Annotated in this window: 25 protein-coding genes; 20 read left to right on the top strand and 5 right to left on the bottom strand. The window is 69.0% G+C overall.

What is annotated here, in order from left to right; translation table 11 throughout:
• Positions 1-7 precede the first annotated feature (7 nt).
• From IP92_RS07660 to bluB, 14 genes are read left to right on the top strand one after another with little or no spacing between them, the layout of a single operon-like run.
• Positions 8-301: an energy-coupling factor ABC transporter substrate-binding protein gene (locus IP92_RS07660; protein ID WP_145873921.1), complete on the top strand. Its 294-nt coding sequence runs from the start codon at positions 8-10 to the stop codon at positions 299-301.
• Positions 291-1025, top strand: coding sequence for a cobalt ECF transporter T component CbiQ (gene cbiQ, locus IP92_RS07655; RefSeq protein ID WP_145873920.1), 735 nt, complete (start codon positions 291-293; stop codon positions 1023-1025). The genes IP92_RS07660 and cbiQ overlap by 11 nt, the downstream gene beginning before the upstream one ends.
• Positions 1022-1858, top strand: coding sequence for an energy-coupling factor ABC transporter ATP-binding protein (locus tag IP92_RS07650; protein WP_145873919.1), 837 nt, complete (start codon positions 1022-1024; stop codon positions 1856-1858). Before cbiQ ends, IP92_RS07650 begins: the two co-directional genes overlap by 4 nt.
• Positions 1855-2646 (top strand): precorrin-4 C(11)-methyltransferase, encoded by a 792-nt coding sequence (gene cobM / locus IP92_RS07645; RefSeq protein WP_145873918.1) that lies wholly within the window; start codon positions 1855-1857, stop codon positions 2644-2646. The genes IP92_RS07650 and cobM overlap by 4 nt, the downstream gene beginning before the upstream one ends.
• Positions 2643-3551 (top strand): sirohydrochlorin chelatase, encoded by a 909-nt coding sequence (locus IP92_RS07640; RefSeq protein WP_145873917.1) that lies wholly within the window; start codon positions 2643-2645, stop codon positions 3549-3551. Before cobM ends, IP92_RS07640 begins: the two co-directional genes overlap by 4 nt.
• Positions 3548-4225 (top strand): precorrin-8X methylmutase, encoded by a 678-nt coding sequence (locus IP92_RS07635; protein ID WP_145873916.1) that lies wholly within the window; start codon positions 3548-3550, stop codon positions 4223-4225. The genes IP92_RS07640 and IP92_RS07635 overlap by 4 nt, the downstream gene beginning before the upstream one ends.
• A complete protein-coding gene (locus IP92_RS07630) occupies positions 4222-5379 on the top strand; it encodes a cobalt-precorrin-5B (C(1))-methyltransferase (protein ID WP_145874084.1) in 1158 nt (385 codons plus the stop codon). Before IP92_RS07635 ends, IP92_RS07630 begins: the two co-directional genes overlap by 4 nt.
• Positions 5376-6674, top strand: coding sequence for a precorrin-6y C5,15-methyltransferase (decarboxylating) subunit CbiE (gene cbiE / locus IP92_RS07625; RefSeq protein WP_145873915.1), 1299 nt, complete (start codon positions 5376-5378; stop codon positions 6672-6674). The genes IP92_RS07630 and cbiE overlap by 4 nt, the downstream gene beginning before the upstream one ends.
• Positions 6667-7461 carry a precorrin-2 C(20)-methyltransferase gene (gene cobI / locus IP92_RS07620; RefSeq protein ID WP_145873914.1) on the top strand — a complete coding sequence of 265 codons (795 nt, stop codon included), beginning with the start codon at positions 6667-6669 and terminating at the stop codon, positions 7459-7461. The genes cbiE and cobI overlap by 8 nt, the downstream gene beginning before the upstream one ends.
• A complete protein-coding gene (locus IP92_RS07615; RefSeq protein WP_145873913.1) occupies positions 7458-8207 on the top strand; it encodes a cobalamin biosynthesis central domain-containing protein in 750 nt (249 codons plus the stop codon). Before cobI ends, IP92_RS07615 begins: the two co-directional genes overlap by 4 nt.
• On the top strand, positions 8204-8605 hold the full coding sequence (locus IP92_RS07610) for a cobalamin biosynthesis protein (protein ID WP_145873912.1): 402 nt from the start codon (positions 8204-8206) through the stop codon (positions 8603-8605). The genes IP92_RS07615 and IP92_RS07610 overlap by 4 nt, the downstream gene beginning before the upstream one ends.
• Positions 8602-9621, top strand: coding sequence for a precorrin-3B C(17)-methyltransferase (gene cobJ, locus IP92_RS07605; protein WP_229418672.1), 1020 nt, complete (start codon positions 8602-8604; stop codon positions 9619-9621). Before IP92_RS07610 ends, cobJ begins: the two co-directional genes overlap by 4 nt.
• A complete protein-coding gene (locus IP92_RS07600; protein WP_145873911.1) occupies positions 9618-9968 on the top strand; it encodes a (2Fe-2S) ferredoxin domain-containing protein in 351 nt (116 codons plus the stop codon). Before cobJ ends, IP92_RS07600 begins: the two co-directional genes overlap by 4 nt.
• Entirely contained in the window at positions 9965-10621 is a 657-nt protein-coding gene (gene bluB, locus IP92_RS07595; protein ID WP_145873910.1) for a 5,6-dimethylbenzimidazole synthase, read from the top strand. The genes IP92_RS07600 and bluB overlap by 4 nt, the downstream gene beginning before the upstream one ends.
• A 2-nt stretch (positions 10622-10623) precedes the next feature.
• On the opposite strand, the gene IP92_RS07590 is transcribed toward bluB, so the two are convergent.
• Positions 10624-11163: a magnesium transporter gene (locus IP92_RS07590; protein ID WP_145873909.1), complete on the bottom strand. Its 540-nt coding sequence runs from the start codon at positions 11161-11163 to the stop codon at positions 10624-10626.
• A 163-nt stretch (positions 11164-11326) separates the two neighbouring features.
• Here IP92_RS07590 and IP92_RS07585 point away from each other — a divergent pair, with 163 nt between their 5' ends.
• Together IP92_RS07585 and IP92_RS07580 are read left to right on the top strand one after the other, a co-directional pair.
• Entirely contained in the window at positions 11327-13612 is a 2286-nt protein-coding gene (locus tag IP92_RS07585) for a DOMON domain-containing protein (RefSeq protein WP_145873908.1), read from the top strand.
• A 96-nt stretch (positions 13613-13708) separates the two neighbouring features.
• Entirely contained in the window at positions 13709-14212 is a 504-nt protein-coding gene (locus IP92_RS07580; RefSeq protein ID WP_145873907.1) for a hypothetical protein, read from the top strand.
• Between the two features lie 75 nt (positions 14213-14287).
• Here the strand turns inward: IP92_RS07580 and IP92_RS07575 are convergent, their stop codons facing one another.
• From IP92_RS07575 to IP92_RS07560, 4 genes are all read right to left on the bottom strand, one after another.
• Positions 14288-14965: a hypothetical protein gene (locus IP92_RS07575; RefSeq protein WP_145873906.1), complete on the bottom strand. Its 678-nt coding sequence runs from the start codon at positions 14963-14965 to the stop codon at positions 14288-14290.
• Positions 14962-15612 (bottom strand): SGNH/GDSL hydrolase family protein, encoded by a 651-nt coding sequence (locus IP92_RS07570; RefSeq protein WP_145873905.1) that lies wholly within the window; start codon positions 15610-15612, stop codon positions 14962-14964. The genes IP92_RS07575 and IP92_RS07570 overlap by 4 nt, the downstream gene beginning before the upstream one ends.
• A 67-nt stretch (positions 15613-15679) precedes the next feature.
• Entirely contained in the window at positions 15680-16093 is a 414-nt protein-coding gene (locus tag IP92_RS07565; protein WP_145873904.1) for a tellurite resistance TerB family protein, read from the bottom strand.
• Between the two features lie 34 nt (positions 16094-16127).
• Complete coding sequence (locus IP92_RS07560) at positions 16128-17093, bottom strand: TerC family protein (protein ID WP_145873903.1); 966 nt, start codon at positions 17091-17093, stop codon at positions 16128-16130.
• Positions 17094-17201: 108 nt separating this feature from the next.
• On the opposite strand from IP92_RS07560, the gene nhaR reads away from it, so the two are divergent.
• The 4 genes from nhaR to IP92_RS07540 all read left to right on the top strand — a co-directional run bounded on the left by nhaR (position 17202) and on the right by IP92_RS07540 (position 24209).
• Positions 17202-18098, top strand: coding sequence for a transcriptional activator NhaR (gene nhaR, locus IP92_RS07555; RefSeq protein WP_145873902.1), 897 nt, complete (start codon positions 17202-17204; stop codon positions 18096-18098).
• Positions 18099-18172: 74 nt separating this feature from the next.
• Positions 18173-21133, top strand: coding sequence for a sensor histidine kinase (locus IP92_RS07550; RefSeq protein WP_145873901.1), 2961 nt, complete (start codon positions 18173-18175; stop codon positions 21131-21133).
• A 141-nt stretch (positions 21134-21274) separates the two neighbouring features.
• On the top strand, positions 21275-22645 hold the full coding sequence (locus IP92_RS07545; protein WP_145873900.1) for a hypothetical protein: 1371 nt from the start codon (positions 21275-21277) through the stop codon (positions 22643-22645).
• A 244-nt stretch (positions 22646-22889) separates the two neighbouring features.
• Positions 22890-24209, top strand: a complete 1320-nt coding sequence (locus IP92_RS07540; protein ID WP_145873899.1) for a hemolysin family protein — start codon at positions 22890-22892, stop codon at positions 24207-24209.
• Positions 24210-24351: the final 142 nt, after the last annotated feature.

The following is a 24351-nucleotide window of genomic DNA, read 5'->3' as shown; positions in this document are numbered from 1 at the left end:
GCGCCTGATGAACTGGAAAGTCTGGGCCGTGCTGGCAGCCGTCGTGGTGATCAGCGCCGTGCCGCTCTGGCTGGCCGCCGGCGCGCCGTTCGGCGGTGCCGACGACGTGGCGAAGCAGGCGATCGGCACGATCAAGCCGGGCTACCAGCCATGGTTTTCCCCGCTGATCGAACCGGCCAGCGGCGAAGTGGCGTCGCTGCTGTTCGCGCTGCAGGCCGCCGTGGGCGCCGGCGTGATCGGCTACTGGCTCGGCCTGTCGACGGCGCGCGCCCGGCAAGCGAAGGAACACGATGCAAATTGAGGCCGCGGCGCAGGCCAGCCGCTGGCGCGACGCCACGCCGACGGCGAAGGCGCTGTTCGCGCTGGCCGGCATGACGGCGGCCGCGTGCGCCCGCCAGCCTGCCACGCTGGCCGCGCTGGCCGGTGCGCTGGCCCTTGTCACGCTGCTGGCGGCAAGAGTCCCGGTGCGGCTGTACCTGGCCGTGCTGCTGCCGCCGCTGGGCTTCCTGGCCGTGTCCACGCTGACGATGCTTGTCGCCGTCGATTTCAACGGCCCGCACTGGAACCCGGCCGCGCTGCCGCTGGCATCGATGACGGCGCTGCGTGCGCTGGCGATGCTGGCCGCGCTGCTGGCGCTCACGCTCACCACGCCATTGCCCCAGCTGCTTGGGTTGCTGCGTCGCTTGCGCGTGCCCGAACCGCTGCTGGACCTGATGGCGCTGTGCTACCGCATGCTGTTCGTGCTGCGCCAGGCATGGGACGAAGGCCTCGCCGCGCAAAGCGCCCGGCTGGGCTACAGCGGCACGCGCGTTGCCTGGCGTTCGCTGGGCCTTCTCACCGCGCGCCTCGCCGTGCAGGTGTGGCAGCGCGCGGCGGCGTTGGACCAGGCAGCGCAGGCACGGGGCTACGCCGGCACGTTAAGCTTCCTGCCGGCCGTGTACCCGCAAGCGCGCCGGCAGAACACCTGCGCGGCGATCGCCGGCACGCTGCTGATTATCGCCGTGCTCGCGGGAGAACGCGCGTGACGGCACTGATCGAACTGCGCGCGGTCGACCACGTGTATGGCGACGGCGGTTACGGCCTGCGCGGCTGCAGCCTCGCGATTCACGCGGGCCGCCGGCACGCGCTGCTGGGCGCGAACGGCGCCGGCAAGACGACGCTGCTGCTGCACCTGAACGGCCTGCTGCGCCCGGCGGCCGGCACCTTGCACTGGCAAGGCGCGCCATTCGACTACAGCCGCGCGGGCCTGGCGGCGCTGCGCCGCCAAGTGGGCCTCGTGTTCCAGAATCCGGACCGGCAGCTGCTGTCCGCGCACGTCGAGGAAGACGTGTCGTTCGGCCCGCTGAACCTGGGGCTGGACGAAGCGACCGTACGCCGGCGCGTCGCCGCCGCACTCGACGCCGTCGGCATGCGCGAGCACGCGCAGCGTCCCGTGCATCACCTGAGTTTCGGGCAAAAGAAACGCGTCTGCATCGCCGGCGTGCTGGCGATGGAACCGGCCGTGCTGCTGCTCGATGAGCCGATGGCCGGGCTCGACGCGCCGATGCAGGAAGAGCTGGAAGAGCTGCTGGGCCTCCTCGCGGCGGGCGGCGTGACGGTTGTCGTCTCGACGCACGACATCGATTTCGCATGGCGCTGGGCGGACGACTTCCACCTGATGGCGGGCGGTGCCTGCATCGGCTCCGGTCCCGCCGCCGCGCTGGCGGCGCAGTCCGAGCTGCTGCGCGCGGCCGGCCAGCGCCCTCCCCTTGCCCTGGCGCTGCATGAACAACTGGCAGCGCGCGGCATCGTGCCGCGTGAACCCGTCCCGCGCAGCGTCGATGCACTGCTGCGGACACTGAACCTGGAAACCGCATGACGACTACCCCCAAAGGCAAAGTATGGTTCGTGGGCGCCGGCCCCGGCGACCCGGAACTGATCACGCTGAAAGGCCAGAAGCTCCTCGCGCAGGCCGGCGCCGTGCTGTTCGCCGGCTCGCTGGTCGACCGTGCCGCCACGCTGTACGCGCCGGCCGGCTGCGTGATCCGCGACTCGAAGGACATGACGCTCGAACAGATGACGGACTGGCTGATCGAGCAGGCCGCCGCGCACGGCACGGTGGTGCGGCTGCAGACGGGCGACCCGGCCCTGTACGGCGCGTTGATCGAGATGGCCCGGCCGCTCTCCGCCGCCGGCATCGAATGGGCCGTCGTGCCCGGCGTATCGTCGGCGATGGCGTCGATGGCCGCCGCCGGCGAATCGATGACGTTGCCCGAGGTGACGCAGACCGTCATCCTCACCCGCGTCGAAGGCCGCACGCCGATGCCGCCCGGCGAAGACCTCGCCACGCTGGCCGCGCACCGCACCACGCTGTGCATCTTCCTGTCCATCACGCTGATGTACAAGGTCGAGGCAGCGCTGCGCGCGGCCGGCTGGCCGGAGGATGCGCCGATGCTCGTCGTGCACAAGGCCAGCTGGCCCGGCGAGGAGCGCATCGTGCGCGGCACGCTGGCCGACATCAAAGCACGCTGCCGCGAAGCCGGCATCGCCAGCCAGGCGATGATCGTTGCCAGCCCCACGTTGGGCGCGCTGCACTGGGAAACCCTGGCGCGCTCGAAACTCTACGACCCCGCTTTTACCCATCGATTCCGAAAGGCCAGCGCATGATCCAACCTCAAGACACCATTCTTCTCGTGGGCCACGGCTCGCGCGAATCGTCCGGCAACGAGGAGATCCTCGAATTCGTGGCGCGCTGGCGCGCCCGCCAGCCGGGCTGGCGCATCGAAGTATGCTTCATCGAATTCGCGCCACCGAGCCTGGCCGACGGCCTGCTGGCCGCGGGCCGCGACGGCGGCCGCGTGTTCGTCGTGCCGCTGATCCTGAACGCGGCGGGCCACGTCAAGATGGAGATTCCCGAAGCGATCGAGCAGGCCCGCATCGCCTGCCCACGCGCCGAATTCCTGCTGGCGCCGCACCTGACCGCGTGCGACCCGATCCTGGCCGTGCTGCGTCGCCGGCTGCGCCACGCGATGAATGGGCTGGACATGCCCGATCCGACGACGACCGGTGTCGTGCTGCTGGGCCGCGGCTCTTCCGACCGCGGCGCCAACGGCGACATGGCGAAGATGGCGCGCTGGCTGCTGGAGGAAACCGACCATGAACTGGTCGACCTGGCGTTCACCGGCATCACGTGGCCGCGCCTGGAAAAGGTCGTGCAGCGCCAGGTGCTGCTGGGGATGACGCAGATTGTCGTGCTGCCCTACTACCTGTACACGGGCACGCTGATGCAGCGCATCCATCGCCAGGTGGAGCACCTGCGCCTGCAGTACCCGCAGCTGCGCTTTGCCTGCACCACGCACTTCGGCTTCGAGAACGAGATCTTCGAACTGGTCGAGCAGCGCGTGCACGACCTGGCAACCGGCGTGCCGGACAGCCGCCTGCCGTGCGACGGCTGCACCTACCGCGAGATCGCCCACGACCACGGGCACGGTCATTCGCACGAGCATACGCATGGCGCGGCCCATGAGCACACCCACGCGGTGCACTTCCATCCGGAGGTCAAAGCGGCATGAGCACCGTCAACACCGTTACCGAACAGCTGACCCGCGCGGGCCAGGTCATCGAGCATGACAGCTTCGCGATCATCGATGCCGAAGCGGGACCGCATGCCTACACGGCCCAGCAATGGCCGATCGTGCGGCGGATGATCCATGCGAACGCGGACTTCGACTTCAACGGCCTGACGGCGTTTCATCCGGACGCCGTGCAGGCGGGCATCGACGCGATGCTGGCCGGCGGCACGCCCGTGGTGGCGGACGTCGAGATGATCTGCTCGGGCCTGTCGCAACCGCGCCTCGCCCACTTCGGCATGCGCACGCACCAGTTCATCAGCGATGCCGACGTGATCGCCGCGGCGCAAGCAGAGGACACGACGCGCGCCGTGCAGGCGATGCGCAAGGCGCACCGGCTTGGCTTGCTGGACCGGGCGATCGTCGGCATCGGCAACGCGCCCACCGCGCTGATCGAGCTGGTACGGCTGATCCGCGAGGAAGGCGTGCGCCCGGCGCTGGTGGTCGGCATGCCGGTCGGCTTCGTGTCGGCCGCCGAGTCGAAGGATCTGTTGGCCCACGTCGACGAGGTGCCGTGGATCGTCATCCGCGGCCGCAAGGGCGGCTCGACGCTTGTCGTGGCGGCGCTGCACGCGCTGCTCGCGCTGGCCGAAGCACGCCAGAAGCAAGAGGCCTGATGGACGAGAAGCGGAAGGCCGAACGGGGCACCCGCACCGGTTTCACGACCGGCGCATGTGCCGCCGCGGCCGCACGTGCCGCGGTGCTCGGGTTGGCCGGCGGCGCCGTGCCGGCCGAGATCGAAAGCCTGCTGCCGAACGGCACACGGGTGCGCTTCGCCGTGCAGGACGGGCGCTGCACGGCCGGCACGGCGCACGCGATGATCGTCAAGTTCGCCGGGGACGACCCCGATTGCACGGATGGCGCGCACATCACCGTCGATCTGCGGCTGCTCCCCGGCCAGCCCGGCGTCGTCACCTATTGCGCCGGCGACGGCGTCGGCACCGTGACGATGCCGGGCCTGGGCCTGGAAGTGGGCGGCCCGGCGATCAACCCCGTCCCGCGCCGTAACATCGCCGACAACCTGCGCGAGGCGGCGCCGGAACTGCTGGCGCAGCATGGCATCGAAGTGACGATCAGCGTGCCGGAAGGCCAGGTCATGGCGAAGAAGACGACCAATGCCCGCCTGGGCATCCTGGGCGGCATCAGCATCCTCGGCACGACGGGGATCGTGAAGCCCTACTCCACCGCCGCGTGGCGCGCCAGCGTCGTGCAGGGCGTGCAGGTGGCCGCGACGACGGGCCACGGCGTCGTCGCGCTGACGACGGGCGGGCGCACCGAAAGCTTCGCGATGACGGCGCTGCGGGCGGAGCGCCCCGAGCTGCCGAACGCCTGCTTCGTGCAGATGGGCGACTTCCTGCGCTATGCGCTGGACACGGCCGTCGAACATGCGATTCCGCTGGTGGTGCTGGCCGTCATGGTCGGCAAGCTGACCAAGATCGCCCAGGGCGAGACGATCACGCACGCGAACCGCAGCGAGGTCGATACGGATCTGGTGGCCCGCATCGCCCGCGCGATCGGCGCCAGCGACGAGGACTGCGCCGCGATCGCCGCGGCGGAAACGGCCCGCTTCGGCGCCGAACTGATGGTCGAGCGCGGGCTGGGCGACGCGTTTCACAGCGCCCTCGCCCAAGCCGCGATCGACACGCTGACGGCACCCGACCGTTACGGCAATGCGTTCCGGCTGCGCGTGATGGTGTGCGATTTCACCGGCCAGCAAGTGGCGGACGTATGGTCCGCACCGCAACTGGACCCCATAACGGAGGCATCATGACTGATCCCAATCCCTGCCGCGTGATCGGCGTGCTGGACGACGGCGTCGCCAGCCTGTCCGCCGACGCCCGCGCCTACCTGCGCAATGCCGACGTCGTGATCGGCGGCAGCCGCACGCTGGCCCTGTTCAAGGATGCGACGAAACCGGGCGCGACCCTGCTCGACCTGACGGGCAAGCTCTCCGCCGTGCCGGAGTGGATCCGCAACGCCCGCGCCGACCACCTGGCTTGCGTGGTGCTGGCCACCGGCGACCCACTGTGCCACGGCATCGCGCCCTACCTGGCGCAGCACGTGTGCATCGACGCGCTCGACATCGTGCCGAACGTGTCGACGTTGCAGCTGGCCTGCGCCCGCGTCGGCCTGGCGTGGCAGGATGCGCGCATCGTCTCCGTGCATGCGCGCGACGCGGGCGAATGGGAACGGGGTGCGCTGCCCACGCACGGCCTGTACGCGCTGGCGCAAGCCGTGCGCGCCCATGCCCGCCTGCTGATCCTGACGAGCCCTGACAACAGCCCGGCCCGCATCGCGCGCCTGCTGCTGGCCGAAGGCCTGGGCGACGATTTCCACATGGCCGTGGCCGAGAACCTGCTGCAGCCGGAGGAACGCGTGCTGGCCGACCTCCGCCCGGCCGACGCCGTCGACATGAGCTTCGCCCCGCTGAACGTGGTGCTGCTGTGGCGCACGGCGCCCGCGCCGCGCCCGGTGCGCTTCGGCCTTGCCGACGACACGTTCGTGCAACGCCAGCCGGACAAGGGCCTGATCACGAAGCAGGAAGTGCGCGCCGTCAGTCTCGCGCGGCTGCAGCTGCGCGAGGACAGCATCGTGTGGGACATCGGCGCCGGCTCCGGTTCCGTGGGCCTGGAAGCGGCGCGCCTGTGCCCGCGCGGCCACGTGTTCGCCATCGAGAAGAACGAGGCCGATCACGCGATCACGGGGCGGAACCATGCGGCATTCGGCGTTTCGAACTACACACTGCGCCATGGCCGGGCACCCGACGGCCTGGATGCATGGCCCGATCCGGACGCCGTGTTCATCGGCGGTTCCGGCGGCGAGCTCGCGGAGCTGATCGCGCTGATCTCCCGCCGCCTGCGCCCCGGCGGCACGCTGGTGATGAACTTCGTCACGCTGGAAAACCTCGCTGCCGCCACCGCCGCGTTGCAGGACTTGGCGCCGCAAGGCGTGCAGTGGGACGTGGTGCAGCTGCAGGCCGCCCGCAGCAAGCCGATCCTGCACATGCACCGGATGGCGGCCGAGAACCCGGTGTGGATCGTTTGCGCGGAGGTGCCCCTTGGCTGACGCCGCGACCCGCCCCGGCACGCTGTGGGGCATCTCGCTGGGCCCAGGCGACCCGGGCCTGATCACCCGCGCCGCGTGGGCCGCGCTGGAGCGCCGCGACACCGTGTGGGTGTACCCGGCGCGCAGCGGCAAGACGCCCAGCTACGCGTTCGACATCGTGCAGCGTGCCGGGCTGGAGCCGCCCGACGAACACACGCAGCTGCTGTTCCCGATGACGCATGACGGCGAGAAGCTGGCGCGCGCGTGGCTGCGCGCGGCCGACACCGTGCTGCCCTGGCTGCGGGCCGGCCGCGACGTGCTGTTCCTCGTCGAAGGCGACGCCAGTACGTACGCGACGTTCGGCCACCTGGCGCGCACCGTGACGGCGCTCGACCCGGGTATCCCCGTGCGCACGATCGCCGGCGTCAACGCATTCACCGCATCGTGCGCGCAGGTCGGCGTGCCGTTCGCGGAGCAGGACGATACGGTGGCGATCGTGCCTGCGGCGTACGGCGTGAGCGCCGTCGACCGCCTGCTGCCGGACTTCGACACGCTGGTGCTCATGAAGATCAAACCGCTGCTGGACGAATTGCTCGACTGGCTGGAGCGCCGCGACCTGCTGGCCGGCGCCCACTTCATCGAACGGGTCGGCGCACCGGACGAGCGGCGCATCAGCGGCGCCGAGCTGTTGACGTTGCGCGGCACGAAGGTCAGCTACCTGTCGCTGATGATCCTGAAGCACCCGCACCGTATCAGGGGCGAGCGCATCAAGGGCTGCCTGAAGAAATCAACCACGGAGACTCCATGACCGAAACCGCAACCGCCACGCCGCGCATCTGCCTGGTGGCGATCACAAAGCACGGCGCGGCCCTGGCCACCCGGCTCGCACGCGACCTGCCGGACGCGCACATCCGCACCTCGGCCAAGTTCGCCGCGCAGTTCGCCGGCCTGCCGAACGCGCTGCACGCGTATGAAGGCGCGCTGCGCGACGAGATCGGCCCGCTGTTCGCCGACTACGACCAGCTGATCTGCTTCATCTCGCTGGGCGCCGTCGTGCGCCTGATCGCACCGCATCTCAAAAGCAAGGACGAGGACCCGGGCGTCATCGTCGTCGACGACGCGGGCCAGTACGTGATCCCCGTGCTGTCCGGTCACGTCGGCGGCGCCAACGAATGGAGCGAGCGCGTGGCCGACCTGCTGGGTGCCGCGCCCGTGCTGACGACGGCCTCCGACGTGGGCCGCACGATCCCCGTCGACATCCTGGGCCGCCACCTGGGCTGGACGGTCGAGGCGCCGAAGATCAACATCACCCGCGTCTCCGCCCACGTCGTCAACGGCGAGCCGATCGCGTTCGTGCAGGAAGCGGGCAGCCCGCACTGGTGGACGCGCCCGACGCCGCTGCCCGACAACATCCACCGCTACGAGCGCTACGCCGACGTGCCGCTGGACCGCTACGCCGCGCTGCTGTGGGTGACGCATGCGGACGTGCCGGCGGAACGGTGGGACGCGCTGCACGAGCGCCTCGTCGTCTACCGCCCGCCGCTGGACACATGAGCGCCTACACGCTGGGCCTCGGCTGCGACCGGGGCACGTCGCTCGACACGCTGCGCGAGGCGGTGCAGGCAGCCCTGGCAAAGGCGGGCGTGCTGCCCGAGCAGGTGGCCGGCGCGGCCAGCATCACGCTGAAGAGCGACGAGGCGGGCCTGCTGGCCATCGCCGCGGAACACGGCTGGCCGCTGCGCTTCTACCCGCCCGAAGAACTGGCCGCCGTGCCGGTGCCTCACCCATCGGAGACGGTGCGCCGCTACACGGGCACGCCATCCGTCAGCGAGGCAGCCGCACTGCTGGCCGCGGGACCGGATACGCCGATGACGGCGCTGGTCGTCGAAAAACACAAACACCGGGGCGCCGATGGCCGCAACGCCACTGTCTCGATCGCAAGGAAACCATGATGAATATCGCAAGTGAACTGCCCGCAACGAGCACGCAGGCAGGTACTCAGTTTGGCAAAATCATGCTGGTGGGGATCGGCCCCGGCAGCGTGGAACACATGACGCAGCGGGCCCGCGACGCGATCGCGGAAAGCGACGTCGTGATCGGCTACGTCACCTACATCAAGCTGGTGGCGGACCTCATCGAAGGCAAGGAAATCATCCGCAAGTCGATGACGGAAGAACTGGACCGGGCCATCAGCGCGCTCGACGCCGCGCGCGCCGGCAAGAAGGTGGCGCTGATCTCGTCAGGCGACGCGGGCGTTTACGGCATGGCCGGCCCGACCTACGAGGTGCTGTTCCAGGCCGGCTGGACGCCGGATGACCCCGTGCAGATCGAGATCGTGCCGGGCGCCTCGGCGCTGAACAGCTGCGCCGCCCTCGTGGGCGCACCGCTGACGCACGACTTCTGCGCGATCTCGCTGTCCGACCTGCTGACGCCATGGCCGACGATCGCCCGGCGGCTCGATGCAGCCGCGCTGGCGGACTTCGTCGTCGCGCTGTACAACCCGAAGAGCGGCCGGCGCACGCGCCAGATCGTCGAAGCGCAGCGCCTGTTCCTGCGCCACCGCGCTGCCGATACACCGGTGGCGATCGTCAAGAGCGCCTACCGCCGCCGCGAGAACATCGTGTTCACGACCCTGGACCGGATGGCCGATGCGGACATCGGCATGCTCAGCACCGTCTTGATCGGCAACAGCAACACGTTCGTGCGGCACGGCGTGATGGTCACGCCGCGCGGCTATGCGAACAAGTACGACCTGGAGGAAGGCGGCGCCGCACGCGAAGGCGAACGGGCCGGCCGCTCGCTGTCCACGGGCCTGCTCGGCTGGCTCGACGGGCTGCGCCAGGACCATGCGGAAGGCGCAAGCATCGAGACGCTGGCCGCGCGCCACCGCCTGCCGGCCGACTACATCCGCGCAACCTTGGACGACACGTCTGAAGCGCCTCTAGCCGCCGTGGAGGACGAGGCATGAGCGACGTCGTGAAACCGAAGATCGGCAGCTACCACCGCCACCTGCTCGTCTGCACAGGCCCCCGCTGCACGGAGGACGGCGCCGCGCAGGCGCTGTTTGACAGCCTGGGCGACAAGTTCAAGGCAGCCGGCCTGAATGCCGGCGAGCTGCGCGTGAAACGCAGCCGCGTCAGCTGCTTCGCCGCCTGCAAGGGCGGCCCGATCATGTGCGTGCAGCCGGACGGCACGTGGTACTACAACGTCACGCCGGAAAACCTGGACCGCATCATCGACGAGCACCTTTGCAACGGGCGGCGCGTGGAAGACCTCGTGTTCCACCAGCACGGCGAAAAGTGCGTGGATTCATGAGCGAGCACGCCTTCCCGCCCGAGCAGATCGACGGCGTGTATCGCGCGATCCGCGAACGGCGCGACATGCGGCACTTCCTGCCGGCGCCGATCCCTCCCGAGCAACTGGCGCGCTTCATCGCGGCCGCGCACTGCGCGCCCAGCGTGGGGCTGATGCAGCCGTGGCGCTTCATCCGCATCGCCGATCGCGACCTGCGCCGGCGCATCCATGCGCACGTGGACGCGGAACGCGCCCGCACCGCCGAGGCGCTGGGCCAGCGTGCCGATGAATTCATGCGGCTGAAGGTCGAGGGCATTCTCGACTGCGCCGAGGTGCTCGTCGTGGCGCTGATGGACGAGCGCGAAAAATACGTGTTCGGCCGCCGCACGATGCCGCGGATGGACCTGGCGTCCGCCGCGTGCGCGATCCAGAACTTCTGGCTGGCGGCACGCGCCGAGGGCATCGGCGTGGGCTGGGTGTCGCTGTTCGAACCGGAGTTCCTGCGCGAGCTGTGCGGCATGCCGGCGGGCGCCGAGCCGATCGCCGTGCTGTGCGTGGGACACGTGCGGGAGTTTTATCCGGCGCCGATGCTGGAGGTGGAAGCCTGGGACAAGCGCAGGCCGCTGGCGGAGATGGTGTATGAGGATGCGTGGGGGCACATTCCTCCGGCTTGATTTCATGCCAGCCAGGGGTCATCCTTTTTCGGTGGCTGCGGATTTCTTTCGCGTTCGACCTTTGCGATGGCAACCTTGATGGATACGGCAAAGGCGGCGAACGCGAACAGGAATATATAGCCAGCAAAGGCAATGAATACCTGCCATTTTTGATCCATGCACGCGCCAAGTTGCAAGGCTATCTGCAGCTCGCATGCGGATTTGAACTGTGTGAAGCCAAAACTGAGCAGACCTGCGGCAGCGAACATCTCTGCCCGGTGTTTCAACGTGGCGATCGTTGGCTTGCCATCTGTACCGTCCTTCATACTGTCGCGCAATTGGTGCACGTGCACCACGTACATGCAAAAGGTGGCAATCAGGACCAGCACCGTGTGCGCAATGGTCAACGCTACAAGCTTGCCCTCGCGTGCATAACTCGGCCAAAGCCAGGCCAGTATCGCGATGATGAGAGCGAGGACAAGCAGCTCCAGCACCGAGAGGCCCATCCAGCGCCACCACAACCAGGCCCACTTATTCCGCCCGTCCGTTACGTCCTTATTCATCCGATTTCATCCTTGAAACACCCGCTGTAAAAATACGCGAGGATCATAGCATCGCGAGCCGGAGGTTTTCCGCGGTTCACAAAAACTTGGTGGAATTAAATAAAACATAATGCTAAACTGCGCGGCTCTTTAGCTCGACAGTGAGCGCCCCCGCCATTGCGCCATGAGTTTCATCAAGCAAGTTTCGCCACTCCTTTATGTGCTCGCCGCGCACCTTCCCGCCCACGCGGAAGAAGGCGCCGTGCTGCCGTCGCTGCCCGCCCTGCTGCTGGACCGCCACCAGCTCGTCACCGTCGACGGCAAACTCGATGAGGCGGCCTGGCAGGCGGCACCGGAGTTCGCGCAATTCCACCAGTTCCTCCCCGAGAACGGCAAGCCTGTACCGCCGGGACTGCGCACGTCGGTGCGCCTGTTGATCGACGAGCACGCGCTGGTCTTCGGCATCCGCGCGTGGGACGACGATGCGGCCGGCATGCGGGGCTCGCTGGCGCGGCGCGACAAGGTGGCGCGCGACCAGGACTTCATCGGCATCTGGCTCGACCCCACTGGCCACAGCCGCGCCGCGCAGTTCGTGCGCGTGAACATCGACGGGGTGCTCAGCGACGGCATGTACCGCGCCGACGAGGACGAGCAGGATATGGGCCCGGACTTCCCCATCGACGCGGCCGTGCGCCGCCTGCCGGACGGCTACAGCATGGAGATCCGCTGGCCGCTGGCGAACCTGCGCTTCCCCTACGAAGGCGGCAACGCGTGGAAGCTGATGGTCGAGCGCAGCGTGCCGCACGCCGGTGGCCTGGTGTTGACCAGCACACCTTTGAGGACTGGCACGATCAGCTTCATCGACGCGCTGCAGCCGATCGACGGCATGGGCGCCACCGTGGAGACGGTGCGCGACCGCGCCTTCCTCGACCTGAAGCCGGAGCTGACGGTGCGCGCCAACCGCGACCGCGACGACGCGGGCAGGCGCCACGCCAACGAGGCCAGCGCCAGCCTGGAGATCAATGCCCGACCGCGCGCGGACTGGGTGTTCAACGCCACCATCAATCCGGATTTTTCGCAGGTGGAGATCGACGAGCCGATGCCGACGGGCGCCAGCCGCATCGCCCTCAGCCTGCCGGAAAAGCGTGCGTTCTTCCTCGAAAGCGCGGACGTGCTGGGCCTGCCCCTGCCGGCCTTCTATTCGCGCACGATCGCGAGTCCGGAATGGGGCTTGCGTGCCACGTGGCGCAGCGCCCAGGCCGATGCGACGGCGATGAGTTTGCGCGATGAAGAAGGCGGCGCGGTGCAGCGCGGGCGCGTGTATGAAACGGTCGAATATGGCCAGACGCGCCGCACGCTCGCGAGCCTGGTGCGCGGCCGCTGGCACGACGGCGGCATGGTGCTCGGCGCATTCGCGTCGCAGCGGGGCTATGGCGACGCGGGCGGCAACGCCGTCGCTGGCTTCGACGGCCAGTGGCGCAGCGACGGCAACCAGGCGTCCTGGCTGCTGATGCATTCGCAAACCAGCGCCGCCTTCACGGACGAGGAACGCACGGTGCGCGTGCCGGCGCGCCGCGGCAGCTATGCGCAGGGCCGCTACGTGCACACCAGCGACGACTGGTGGAACGAGGCGAAGATCGAAGCGATCGGCGCGGGCTTCGTCAACGACAACGGCTTCGTGCCGCAGACGGGCATCGTCAAGACGGACATCAACCTGAACCGCCGCCTCGGCGAGCATACGGTGCCGCTCGGCGCGGGCAGCCTGCAGCTGTACGAGTTCGAGACGCACCTGGGCGTGCACGAAACGCGCACCTTGTCCGACGCGGTGACCGGCCAGCCGGCCAACGAGATCGTCGAGCGCAAGGTGCAGCCGGGGATCTGGTTCCGCAGCGGCCGGCAGACGGACCTGTGGGCCAACCTCGGATTCGACCAGCAGCGCGCGCACCGCGGCGGCAAGCTGCACGACACGCCGGCGCTGCACTTCGGCTTCGACTCGTCGCCGCTGCCGTGGATGCCCGTGCTGAAGGCGGAAGTGACGCTGGGCCGCCAGCTGGACGTCGATGCGGACCGCGTGGGCGGCGGCGGCAACGTCGTCGTCGACGCAGGCTTGCGCTTCCCGCTGCCGGGCGGGTGGGCGCTGGAGTCCGACGTGCGCGTGAACCGCGCGTGGATCAACGGCACGCGGGTACGCCCGGCGTTTGCCGACAACGGCTGGCGCTGGCTCGGCATGCTGCACTTCACGGCCAGCGATTCGCTGCGGCTGCTGGCACAGAACACGTCATCGTCGCGGCGCGACGATGGCATCACGGGTCTCGCGCCGTGGGCCGAGCGGGGTTCGCACCGTTCGCTGCTGTACCGGCACCTGTGGCGGCATGGGCGGTCGATGTCGGTGGGCTATGCGCGCGACCGGGCCAGCGAGGCGAATGCCGTCAATGCGTCGCTGACCGTGAAGTTCCAGTGGGAGGTGTGAGGGGCGTTGCCGCCGGCCTGCGGCAAGGACATCGCGCGTTGGTGGTATGCTCCCGCCTCTGCTCATCAATTTACAACGGTTTTCCAGAGGTGCCCAATGAAACGACTTGTCCCGCTATTCGGCCTGTTCCTGTTACGGACGGCGCTCGCCGATCCGACGGTGCTCGCTGCCAGGGATCTGGGCTGGGAGGTCAGGTTCGACGCGCCGCCTACGGCCAAGGTTGAGGAGCGGAGCACTCCCAATGCCTACCGCTACGCTGGTACGGCAGGCAAGTTCAATCTGTCGTTGTTCATCGAACCGCCCCAGTGTGAGGGCGGCGCCACGAACAACGAACAGCTCCAGTGCTTTGCTGGGCGGCTCGAGAAGGTGCCGGGATTGGTCAGGCAGTCGATCCGCGTGAACCGGCTCCCGAACGCCGTGCAGCTCTCCTACCTGACCTATGGGCAAACAGGCGAAACCGCCGTGAAGATAATGCATACGCATGTCCTCTTCGCGGACAAAGGAAAATGGGGCGACTTGCACGGGTCCATCGTCAAGCCGGATACGGCGGAAATCGCCATGCTGCTGGCATTGGGCGACAACTTCAGCTTCACGGATTGATTGTTCGCGGATCGGCTTCACTGCGATCCACTGCCCCTTCCCAATCGCTGGCGTCGGCGTGACTGTCTACAATCGTCACGCCCGGGTCGCGCCTAACAACCGCGCCATCGCCCACCCATGCACAGCGCCAACCACGGCGCCGGCCACCGCAAGGCCTAAGGCAACGGCCACACACGTGCCGACCGCGCCGGGCACCGCAACCGCCACGTGCACGGTGAGAAAAATCACTGACATGCCGAGGGCCCAGGCGGCGGCATTGGCGGGCAGCCACGTCACGCTGCCGGCCGGGACGACCGTGCGCAGCCGGCGCCACTGGAACAACGCCAGCAGCGGGCCGGCGACCAGGCCCAGTCCGGCAGCGAGTGCCAGCCGCTGCGGCAGGCCGATGTCGGGTGCGGCCGCGTCGCCCGTGGCGCCGTGCAGGTGCGCCACCGTACTCGGAATCATCCCGAGCAGCCAGGCGCACAGCGCGCCGATCACGGTCGCGCGCGTCCAGCCGGCCAGCGCCGGCACATACCCTTGCAGCACGCGCTGTTGCAGCATGCCGACGACCCAGCCTTCGAAGCCGCCCAGCAGCACGAGCGCCAGCGCCTGTGCCAGCACGCCGGATACCGTCAGCGCAGCGCCGGCTTGCCGCACCAGCACGTAGCCAACCACCGCGACGGTGCCGAGGCCGAGCAGTTCGGCCAGCGCGTTGGCACCGATCCAGCGCACCAGGAAGCGCCGGCGCCTTTTGTCGGATACGACGCTCACGCGATCCCCGCCCCATGGATCACCGTGCGCAAGCTGCACGGATCATGCCCCAGCACGAGCTCCGCGATCGCGGCGGCGATCTTGCGGCCCCCTTGCGCGGATGGTTCGATCGGCGACATGTCCGAATAATCGGCCGCCTGGTCGCAGACCAGCCGCAGGTCGAGCACCGGCACGCGGCGGCGCGCCGCCTCGCGCAGGATCACGTCGTTGAACAGTGCCAGCGCGCCCCGCGAACCGGGCGCCAGGCCCGGCACGCTGTCGTACACGGTCGACACCGCATACGGCGTGCCCAGCGCGCGCACCGCGTCCAGCATCGCCAGGTATTCGCGGCGGAACTCGGTCTGCCATGCGGCCAGCAGGTCGGCGGCCTGCTGCACGGTGCGCACCGTTGACTGCATCGCCGGCACGAGGCCCAGCACGTTGTTGCCGCCGGCGCTGATCACCAGATGGCTGGGCGGTTGCGCCAGACCCTTGATCGCCTTCAGCTGACCGGGCACGTTGGCCAGCACGGCACCATCCTGCGCGAGCAGCGTCACCCGGTGCACGGCGCCCAGGCGCTCGCGCAGGTGCGCCTGCACCTCGCTGTTTTGCGGAACGTAGCGGGCGTTGTCGAACACCGAATCGCCCAGCAATACCACGTGTGCCATGCCCGGCTCCCGTCAAAACGCCCATCGTGCCACAGCGGCGGCGCATGCCGCGCCGCGCTGTGCAAGGTCAGGCTGCCGCGGTGGACTGCTTAAGCAGCGCGAGGTCCGGCTTCCACTGCACGCACGCCTGCTCGAGCAGGATGCCTTCGGCGTCCTCGACGCGGGAATCGGCATCGACGATCGTCACCATCGCCGCCAGCAGGCGCTGTTGCAGGGCCGGGTCGGTGATCTCGGCCAGCAAACGGTCCAGCAGCGCGGGCTTGATCTCGACGGCGCCGTCACGCACGGCGGTGCGCAGCAAGTCCGTGCACAGCTCGCCCAGCACCTGCTGGAACACGGCGCCGTCGAGGCCCAGGCCGCGCAGCAGCGCGCCATCTTCCAGCACTTCCAGCTCGGCGGGATCGAGGTCGCCGTCGACGACCATCGCCAGCGCCAGCAGGCGGGCGCAGGCGCGGGGACTGTTCGCTTCATAGGTACGCATAAAAACTCCTTTCATCATCTTTGACAATCGTCGGTCAGGCATCATGCTTCTTCGGCGGCAGCAGCAGGCTGGCCACCACGCTGGCACCGATCAGCAAGGCCACCACCAGCAGCGAAGCCTGCACCGGCACGTGGTACCACGGCATGATCAGCATCTTCGCGCCGATGAACGCCAGCACCATCGCCAGGCCATACTTCAGCAGGTGGAAGCGGTCGGCGATATCGGCCAGCAGGAAGTACAGCGCGCGCAAGCCCAGGATCGCGAACAGGTTCGACGTGAACACAATGAACGGGTCGGTCGTGATCGCGAAGATCGCCGGGATCGAGTCCACCGCGAACACCAGGTCCGTCACCTCGATCAACAGCAGCACGAGGAACAGCGGCGTCACGTACAACAGGCCGTTGCGCTTGACCATGAAACGCTCGCCATGGTCGTCCTCGGCCACGCGCAGGTGGCGCTTGGCGAAGCGCAGCACGGGGTTCTGCGTCACGTCCGGCTCCTGTTCCGACATCATCAGCATGCGCACGCCGGTGTACAGCAGGAACGCGCCGAACAGGTACAGCACCCAGCTGAACTCCTGCACGACCCAGGCGCCGGCCAGGATCATCACGGCGCGCATCACGATCGCGCCCAGCACGCCGTAGATCAGCACGCGGCGCTGGTATTGCGGCGGCACCTGGAATGCGCCGAAGATCAGCAGGAACACGAACACGTTGTCGACGGACAGTGCCTTCTCGATCAGGTAACCGGACAGGAATTCCAGCGCCTTCTGGTCCGCCACCGCGGCGCCCACCGTGCCCTTCAGGTACCACCACAGGCCCGCGTTGAACAGCAGCGCGAGCGTCAGCCACACGCCGGACCACGCGGCGGCCTCGCGCACGCTGACCTTGTGCGCCTTGTTCCCGCCGAACACGAACAGGTCCAGCAGCAGCATCACCAGCACGAAACCGACAAAGCCGGCCCACATCGCCGGTGTCGCGATATGTTGTAGTTCAGTCATGGGGTCACCTCATAAGCTTTCGATAAGGGCAGGATAACGATTCGCGAGCCATTGGACAAATCGAATATACTTGGCCGATTCATCGAAAAATACGATGTATTTCCCGACATGAGCCTGAACTACAAACACCTGCGTTACTTCTGGATGGTGGCGCGCACCGGGACGATCGCGCGCACCGCCGAGCAGCTGCACCTGACGCCGCAATCGATCTCGGGCCAGCTGAGCGAGTTCGCCGACGCACTGGGCGTGGAGCTGTTTCGCCGTACCGGCCGCACGCTCGAACTGACCGAGGCGGGCACGCGCGTGCTGCGCTATGCGGACACGATCTTCCGCATCGGCGACGAGCTGGTGGAAGCGCTGCACGACGAATCGGCCCATGCCACCCGCTTTCTCGTCGGCTGCGCCGATTCCGTGTCGAAGATCGTCGCCAGCCAGGTCATCAGCCCCGCGCTGGACCTGGACGAGCCGGTGCGCCTGGTGTGCCGCGAGGGCCGGCTGGCCGCGCTGCTGGGCGACCTGGCCGTGCACCGGCTGGACCTGATCATCGCCGACCGGCCGATGCCCGCCCACCTCTCCGTGCGCGGTTTTTCGCACCTGCTGGGCGAGAGCGTGCTGAAGGTGTTCGGCGCGCCGGCGCTGCGCGAAAAGTTGCAAGGCCCCTTCCCCCGCTGCCTCGACAAGATGCCGATGCTGCTGCCGGGCGAGGATTGCGCCACCCGGCCGCGCGTGCTGAAGTGGCTGGAGGATCACCAGGTGCGCCCGCGCATCGTCGGCGAATTCGACGACAGCGCGATGCTCAAAGCCTTCGGCCAGGCCGGCGCCGGCGTATTCTTCGCGCCCGCCGTGCTGGCGGACCACATCCGCAAGCAGTACCAGGTGGAGGAATTCGGCGAAGCCGCCGACGTGATGGACCAGGTCTACGCGATCACGACGGAGCGCCGGTTGACGCACCCCGCCACCGTCGCCATCAGCCAGCAGGCGCGCAAGCACCTGTTCGCGCAATAGGCCGTGCCGCCGCCGCTCTGGCGCCCGGCCGTGGAATCCACTACCATCGCCGCCTTGCCGTTCCGCCCCAACCGATGATCCTGCGTGCCCTGCAAACCCTGCTGCTCCTGCTGTGCGTGTCCGCGTGCGCCGCCGCGCCCGCGCCGCGCCCGCTGCTGACGGATTACACGCACACGGCATGGACCGAGCTCGATGGCGCCCCCAGCGGCGTGACGAAGTTCGCGCAGGGCCCCGACGGCTGGCTGTGGATCGCCACGCCGACGGGCCTGTACCGCTTCGACGGCGTGCGCTTCGAGCGCGCCGACACGGTCCACGGCCAGCCGCTCCAATCGAGCAACCTGATGGCGCTGACGACGACGCCGGACGGCGCCGTCTGGGTCGGCTACCGCATCGGCGGCATTTCCGTGTTCCGCGCCGATGGCGCCACTCATTACGGCGCCAGCGCCGGGCTGCGCCTGAGCGGCGTGATGCACCTCGAAGCGGCGCCCGATGGCGCGCTGTGGGCCGCGATGCGCGACGGCGTGGCCGTGCTGCCGAAAGGCGCGCGGCGCTTCCGCTACCTGGGGCGCGAAGTGGGCCTGCCGGAAAACGGCATTTTCCAGATCCTGTTCGCGCGCGACGGCACCACATGGATCGGGACAAACAAGGGCGCATGGTTCCGCCGCCAGGGAGAAACCCGCTTCACGCAGGCATGGCCGAGGAAGACGCTGGTCTCGCTGTGCGAAGCGCCGGACGGCACCATCTGGGGCAACGACTTTGCCAAGGGCTATTACCGGGTACACACGGTTGCGCCGCCGGCCGGCACCGCCGACACACCGGAACTGGCCGGCATCAGCATGCGCTACGACCGCGGCGGCACGATGTGGGTGACGCAGACGGACCGCGTGGAACGCGTGCTCGATCCCGGCACTCCGGCCGCGCCGGACCAGCGCCTGGACGCGCTGAACGGCATCAGCGGCCCGATGATCGGCGCGACGTTCCAGGACCGCGAGGGCAATCTGTGGATCGGCACGTCGCGCGGCATCGACCGGCTGCGGCCGAACCGGCTGCGCACGCTGCCGGCCCCGCGCCAGCTCGAATACCCGGCGCTGGTGGCCGGGCCGGAGGGCGACATCTGGGTCGGCGACTATGCCGCCGACCTGTGGCGCTACGGCCTGGACGGCCCGCTGCGCCGCGAGCCGACCGGCGCGCTGACGGCCGGCTACACGGCCCCGGACGGCGTGGTGTGGCTGGGCGGCACGGAGAACCTGCTGCGGCGCGGTGTCGACGGCACCTGGAGCGCGATCGCCTACCCGGTTGCCGCCCACGCGATGCGGGTGCACGCGCTGCAGCAGGATTGCGACGGCGCGCTGTGGGTGGCGTTTTCCACGGGCCGGCAGCTGTACAAGCTGGCCGGTGACCGCTGGCTTCAGGGCGGCGGCGTGACCGGCCTGCCCGACCTGCTGACGACGTCGATGGCGCGCGATGCGGACGGCAATGTGTGGATGGCGCACCCGTCCAGCACCGTCACAATCGTCGCGGGCAATGCCGCGCGCAACCTGGGGCCGGACCAGGGCCTGCGACTGGGCACCGTGATGACGCTGGCCGCCGACGGCAGGGCCATGTGGGCCGGCGGCGAGAACGGCGTGACCCTGTATCGGAACGGCCGCTTCGACGTGCTGCGGGGCGAGCGGGACGAAGCGTTCCGCGGCGTCTCCGGCATCGTGCGGCTGCCCGGCGGCGACCTGTGGCTGCATGGCGCCGCCGGCCTGTATCGGATCGCCGCGCCCGACCTGGCGCGCTGGCTGGCCAATCCGGGTGAGGCCGTGCCGTTCGAACGGTTCGATGCGCAGGACGGCATGCAGGGCCACGCGCCGCAGCTGCGCCCCGTGCCGTCGCTGCGCCGGGACCGCGACGGCGTGCTGTGGTTCGCCACCACCGGCACGGTCGGCACGATCGATCCCGCACGCATCCTGCGCAACCCGCTGGCGCCGCCCGTGCACATCATCGGCGTGCTGGCCGACGGCGTGCGCCATGCGCCGGCCGGCAACGGCGTGCTGGCCCTGCCGCAGGGCACCCGCAACCTGCAGGTCGAGTTCACCGCGCTGTCGCTGTCGATGCCGGAACGGGTGCGGCTGCGCTACCGGCTCATCGGCCTCGATCCCGCGTGGCAGGAAGCGTCCGGACACCGGCAGGCGTACTACACGAACCTGGCGCCGGGCAGCTACCGCTTCGAGGTGATCGCGTCGAACGAAGACAATCTGTGGAACACGGCGGGCGCCACGCTGGCCATCGACATCCCGCCCACCTTCGTGCAAAGCGGCTGGTTCAAGCTGCTGCTGGCGGTGGCGGCCCTGCTGCTGCTGTCCACCGCCTACGCGCTGCGCATCCGCTTCATCACGCAGCGCATGCAGGAGCGCCTGCAGGAGCGGCTCACCGAGCGCACCCGCATCGCCCGCGCGCTGCACGACACGCTGCTGCAGAGCATCCAGTCGCTGCTGCTGTCGTTCGATGCGCATACCCGCCGCCTGCAGGAAGGCACGCCGGAGCGCAACCGCCTGGACCAGACGCTGAACCTGGCCGAACGCCTGCTGGTGGAGGGCCGCGACCAGATCATGGCGCTGCGCGCCTCGTCGTCGCCGGAAGTGCTGGAACTGACGCTGGGCCAGTTCGGCAAGGGCCTGGCGGCGCACCGCCCGCACGCGTTCGACATGCGCATCCTCGGCACGCCGCGCCAGCTGCAGGCCGACGTGCACGAGGAAATCTACGTGATCGCCCGCGAGGCGCTGTTCAACGCATCGCACTATGCCGACGCGGCGAGCATCGAACTGGAACTGGACTACGGCGACACCGCCTTCGTGCTGCGCATCCGCGACGACGGCTGCGGCATCGACGAGGCGGTGGCGGCGGCGGGCCACCGGCCCGGCCACTTCGGGCTGATCGGCATGCGCGAACGGGCCGCGTGCATCGGCGCGGCGCTGGCGATCGTCAGCCGGAGCGGCGTGGGGACGGAGATCACGGTGACGGTGCCGAGCGGGAAGGCCTACGCAAGCTGATAGGAACCGCTCGCCGGCGGCGCCTGCGTTGGCCGCGCGCGACGAACGTCGAAAATCGGCCGAGCGGCGGCGCCAACGGTGTTAGAGTTGGTTTCAACACGACCCCGACCGGCAGGCTGCCCCCCTGCGTGACCCTGCACCATGAACGACAAGCGAGAAGATCCGCAACCCGGCGGTATCCGGCACCGCCTGGCGGCGTTGCTCGAGCGGTGGCTGGTCCGCCCGCTGCGGGGCGGGCACGCGCAGGCCGCGCAGGCCGCGACCATGGTCCAGCCGGACAGCAAAGGTGCGGGCGGCCAGCAAGCCCCGGCGGCACGGCGCCCGAGCCTCGCGGAGCAGAGCATCCCGGAGAGCCGCGGCGCGATGGTCAACCTGGCGCTCGGCTTTGCCGCGACGGCCGGCGCCGCCGTGTTGTTTTCCTGGACCACCGGCACGCCCGCGGCATTCGCCGGCGCGGCGGCGGCCTCGTTGCTGCTGCTTGGGGCGGCGGCCTTGAGCGGTGGCGTCATCGGCTTCCTGTTCGGCATCCCGCGCTCGCTGCAGGACAGCGGCGCCACCGCGCCGCCTGCCCCGGACGGCACAGCCGCGCCACCGGGCGGCCGCGGCGGGGGCTACATCCCCAACACGAACCTGGAGCAGATTTCCGACTGGCTCACGAAAATCCTCGTCGGCGTCGGCCTCACCCAACTGAACGAGATCCCGCGCAAGCTCGACGCGCTGACCCTGGCGATCGCGCCGGCGTTCGGCGCGGTGCCCTTCCTGAAGCCGTACCTCGGCGCCCTGCTCGTCACCGGCGTGCTGCTGGGCTTTCTGTTCGGGTACCTGTGGACACGGCTGTTCCTGATCGGCGCGCTGCGCTACGCGGACCGGATCGGCATCCTGACGGAGCAGGCCGAGGCAACCAAGAAGGAAGTGGATGAGCTGAAGCGCCAGGCGCAGACGGATGCCGAGGCGCTGAACCTGGTGGAGCGGCAGCTGAGCGCGCGGCCGGGCGACCCGGTGCCGGCGGAACCGGCGCTGCAGCAGTCCATCGCCGCGGCGTCCGGCCTCGTCAAGGCACAGATCTTCTACCGCGCCCGCGACCTGCGCATCCGCACCCGCGGCGATCCCGCCAGCAAACCGGTCATGGAAAGAACGATCCCCGTGTTCCGCGCGTTGATCGCGTCCGATCCAGGGCGCAATTATCACGAGAATTTCGGCCAACTGGGCTTCGCACTGCGCGACAGCGCCACCCCCATGCCCGCCGAGGCCGAGCAGGCACTGACCAGCGCGATCGACATCCGCCGCCGGGTAGGCCAGACCGGCTGGGGCATGTACGACTTCTGCCGGGCGCTGTGCATCATCGCGCAGGACCCGCGGTTCCAGCAAAAGGCCGCCAGCGATCCGGCAACCCGCGAGCGCGTGGTGCAGGATCTGCGGCAGGCACGCCTGTACACGACGGGCCCGTTGCCGCGGGACCGGGACCTCGACGAATGGTGCAGGTTGAATGGCGTGGACCCGAACGCGCCATGACCGCGGGGACCAGTGCGTTTGACACCGCCGCAAGCGTCCAGTAGCATGACCAATCCATTAACCACCCCAAGGAGCCTCCGGTTCACCCCCGGCCCCGTATGGACAGTCCCTGTTGTTCCCCCTGCCCTGACCCCGTCATATTCTCGTCCGCCAGCCTTTCATTGCGCTGGCCCTGCCGTAGCGTTTCCAGCCACATCCCACTGAGCCGCTTCCCGCGTTCGCGCGACCGCTCCGGAGAGGCAGCATGGAAATCCTGATCCTCGTCGGCCTGATCGTCCTGAACGGCATCTTCGCGATGTCGGAAATCGCGCTCGTCACGGCGCGCCGCGCGCGGCTGGCGAAGCTGGCGGCGGAAGGCGATCATGCCTCCGCCGTCGCGCTCAAGCTGGGCGAAGACCCCACCAAGTTCCTGTCGACGATCCAGATCGGCATCACGTCGATCGGCCTGCTGAATGGTATCGTCGGCGAAGCCGTGCTGGCCGCGCCGTTCTCGGCATGGCTGCAAACACTGGGCGTGCCGGAACGGACCGCGCTGATCCTCGCCACCGCGCTGGTCGTGCTGAGCGTGACCTATGTGTCCATCGTCGTCGGCGAACTGGTGCCGAAGCGGCTGGGCCAGATCACGCCGGAGCCGATCGCCCGCCTCGTCGCGCGGCCGATGCAATGGCTGGCGACGGCCACGCGGCCGTTCGTGGCGCTGCTGACGTTCTCGACGCACGGCCTGCTGCGCCTCCTCGGCGTCAGGCAGGAAGAGCGCACCGCCGTCACCGAGGAAGAGATCCACGCGATGCTCGAGGAAGGGTCGGATGCCGGCGTCATCGAACACCAGCAGCACGAGATGATGCGCAACGTGTTCCGCCTCGACGAGCGCCAGCTCGGCTCGTTGATGGTGCCGCGCAGCGACGTCGTCTTCATCGACGTCAACCTGCCGCCCGAACAGGGCCTGGCGCGGCTGATCGAATCGGAGCATTCACGCTTCCCCGTCTGCGATGGGGGCCTCGACAAGATCCTCGGCATCGTCCACGCGAAACAGGCGCTGGCCTGCGTGGCGCGCGGCAAGCTGCCCGACTTCCGGGCCGACCTGCACCCGGCCGTGTACGTGCCTGAAACCCTGACCGGCATGGAGTTGCTGGAGCAGTTCCGCACCAACCGCATCCAGATGGCGTTCGTCGTCGACGAGTATGGCGACGTGGGCGGCATCGTCACGTTGCAGGACGTGCTGGAAGCCGTCACCGGCGAATTCACGCCGGCCGACGCGGGCGATGCGTGGGCCGTGCAGCGCGACGACGGTTCCTGGCTGCTCGATGGCGTGATCCCGATCCCGGAACTGAAGGATTGCCTGGCGCTGCGCAGCGTGCCCGAGGAAGACCGCGGCCGCTACCACACGCTGAGCGGCATGATGATGCTCTTGCTGGGCAAGATCCCCGCCACGGGCGAATGGGCCGAGTGGCATGGCTGGCGCTTCGAGGTCGTCGACATGGATGAAAAGCGCATCGACAAGGTGCTGGCCACCCCGCTGCCACCGGCAGCCGACGGCGGCGCAGACGACGCATCCGCAAGCTAGCAGCCACCGCTGCGCTCACGCGGCTGAGCGGAACCTCGGATCGGCAATCAAGCCCGCGCCGGCGGAATCGATCCCACTGATCACGGCGCGGGCGTCAACGCCCCGCTACGCTCACGACGAATCGATTCTCTGCGCGGCGCCG

Origin of the sequence: Pseudoduganella flava, assembly GCF_007830495.1 — a bacterium.
In the GTDB taxonomy this organism is placed as follows: domain Bacteria; phylum Pseudomonadota; class Gammaproteobacteria; order Burkholderiales; family Burkholderiaceae_D; genus Rugamonas; species Rugamonas flava.
Note: the sequence above shows the minus strand (reverse complement) of the source record. Positions and strands in the feature narration are given on the sequence as shown.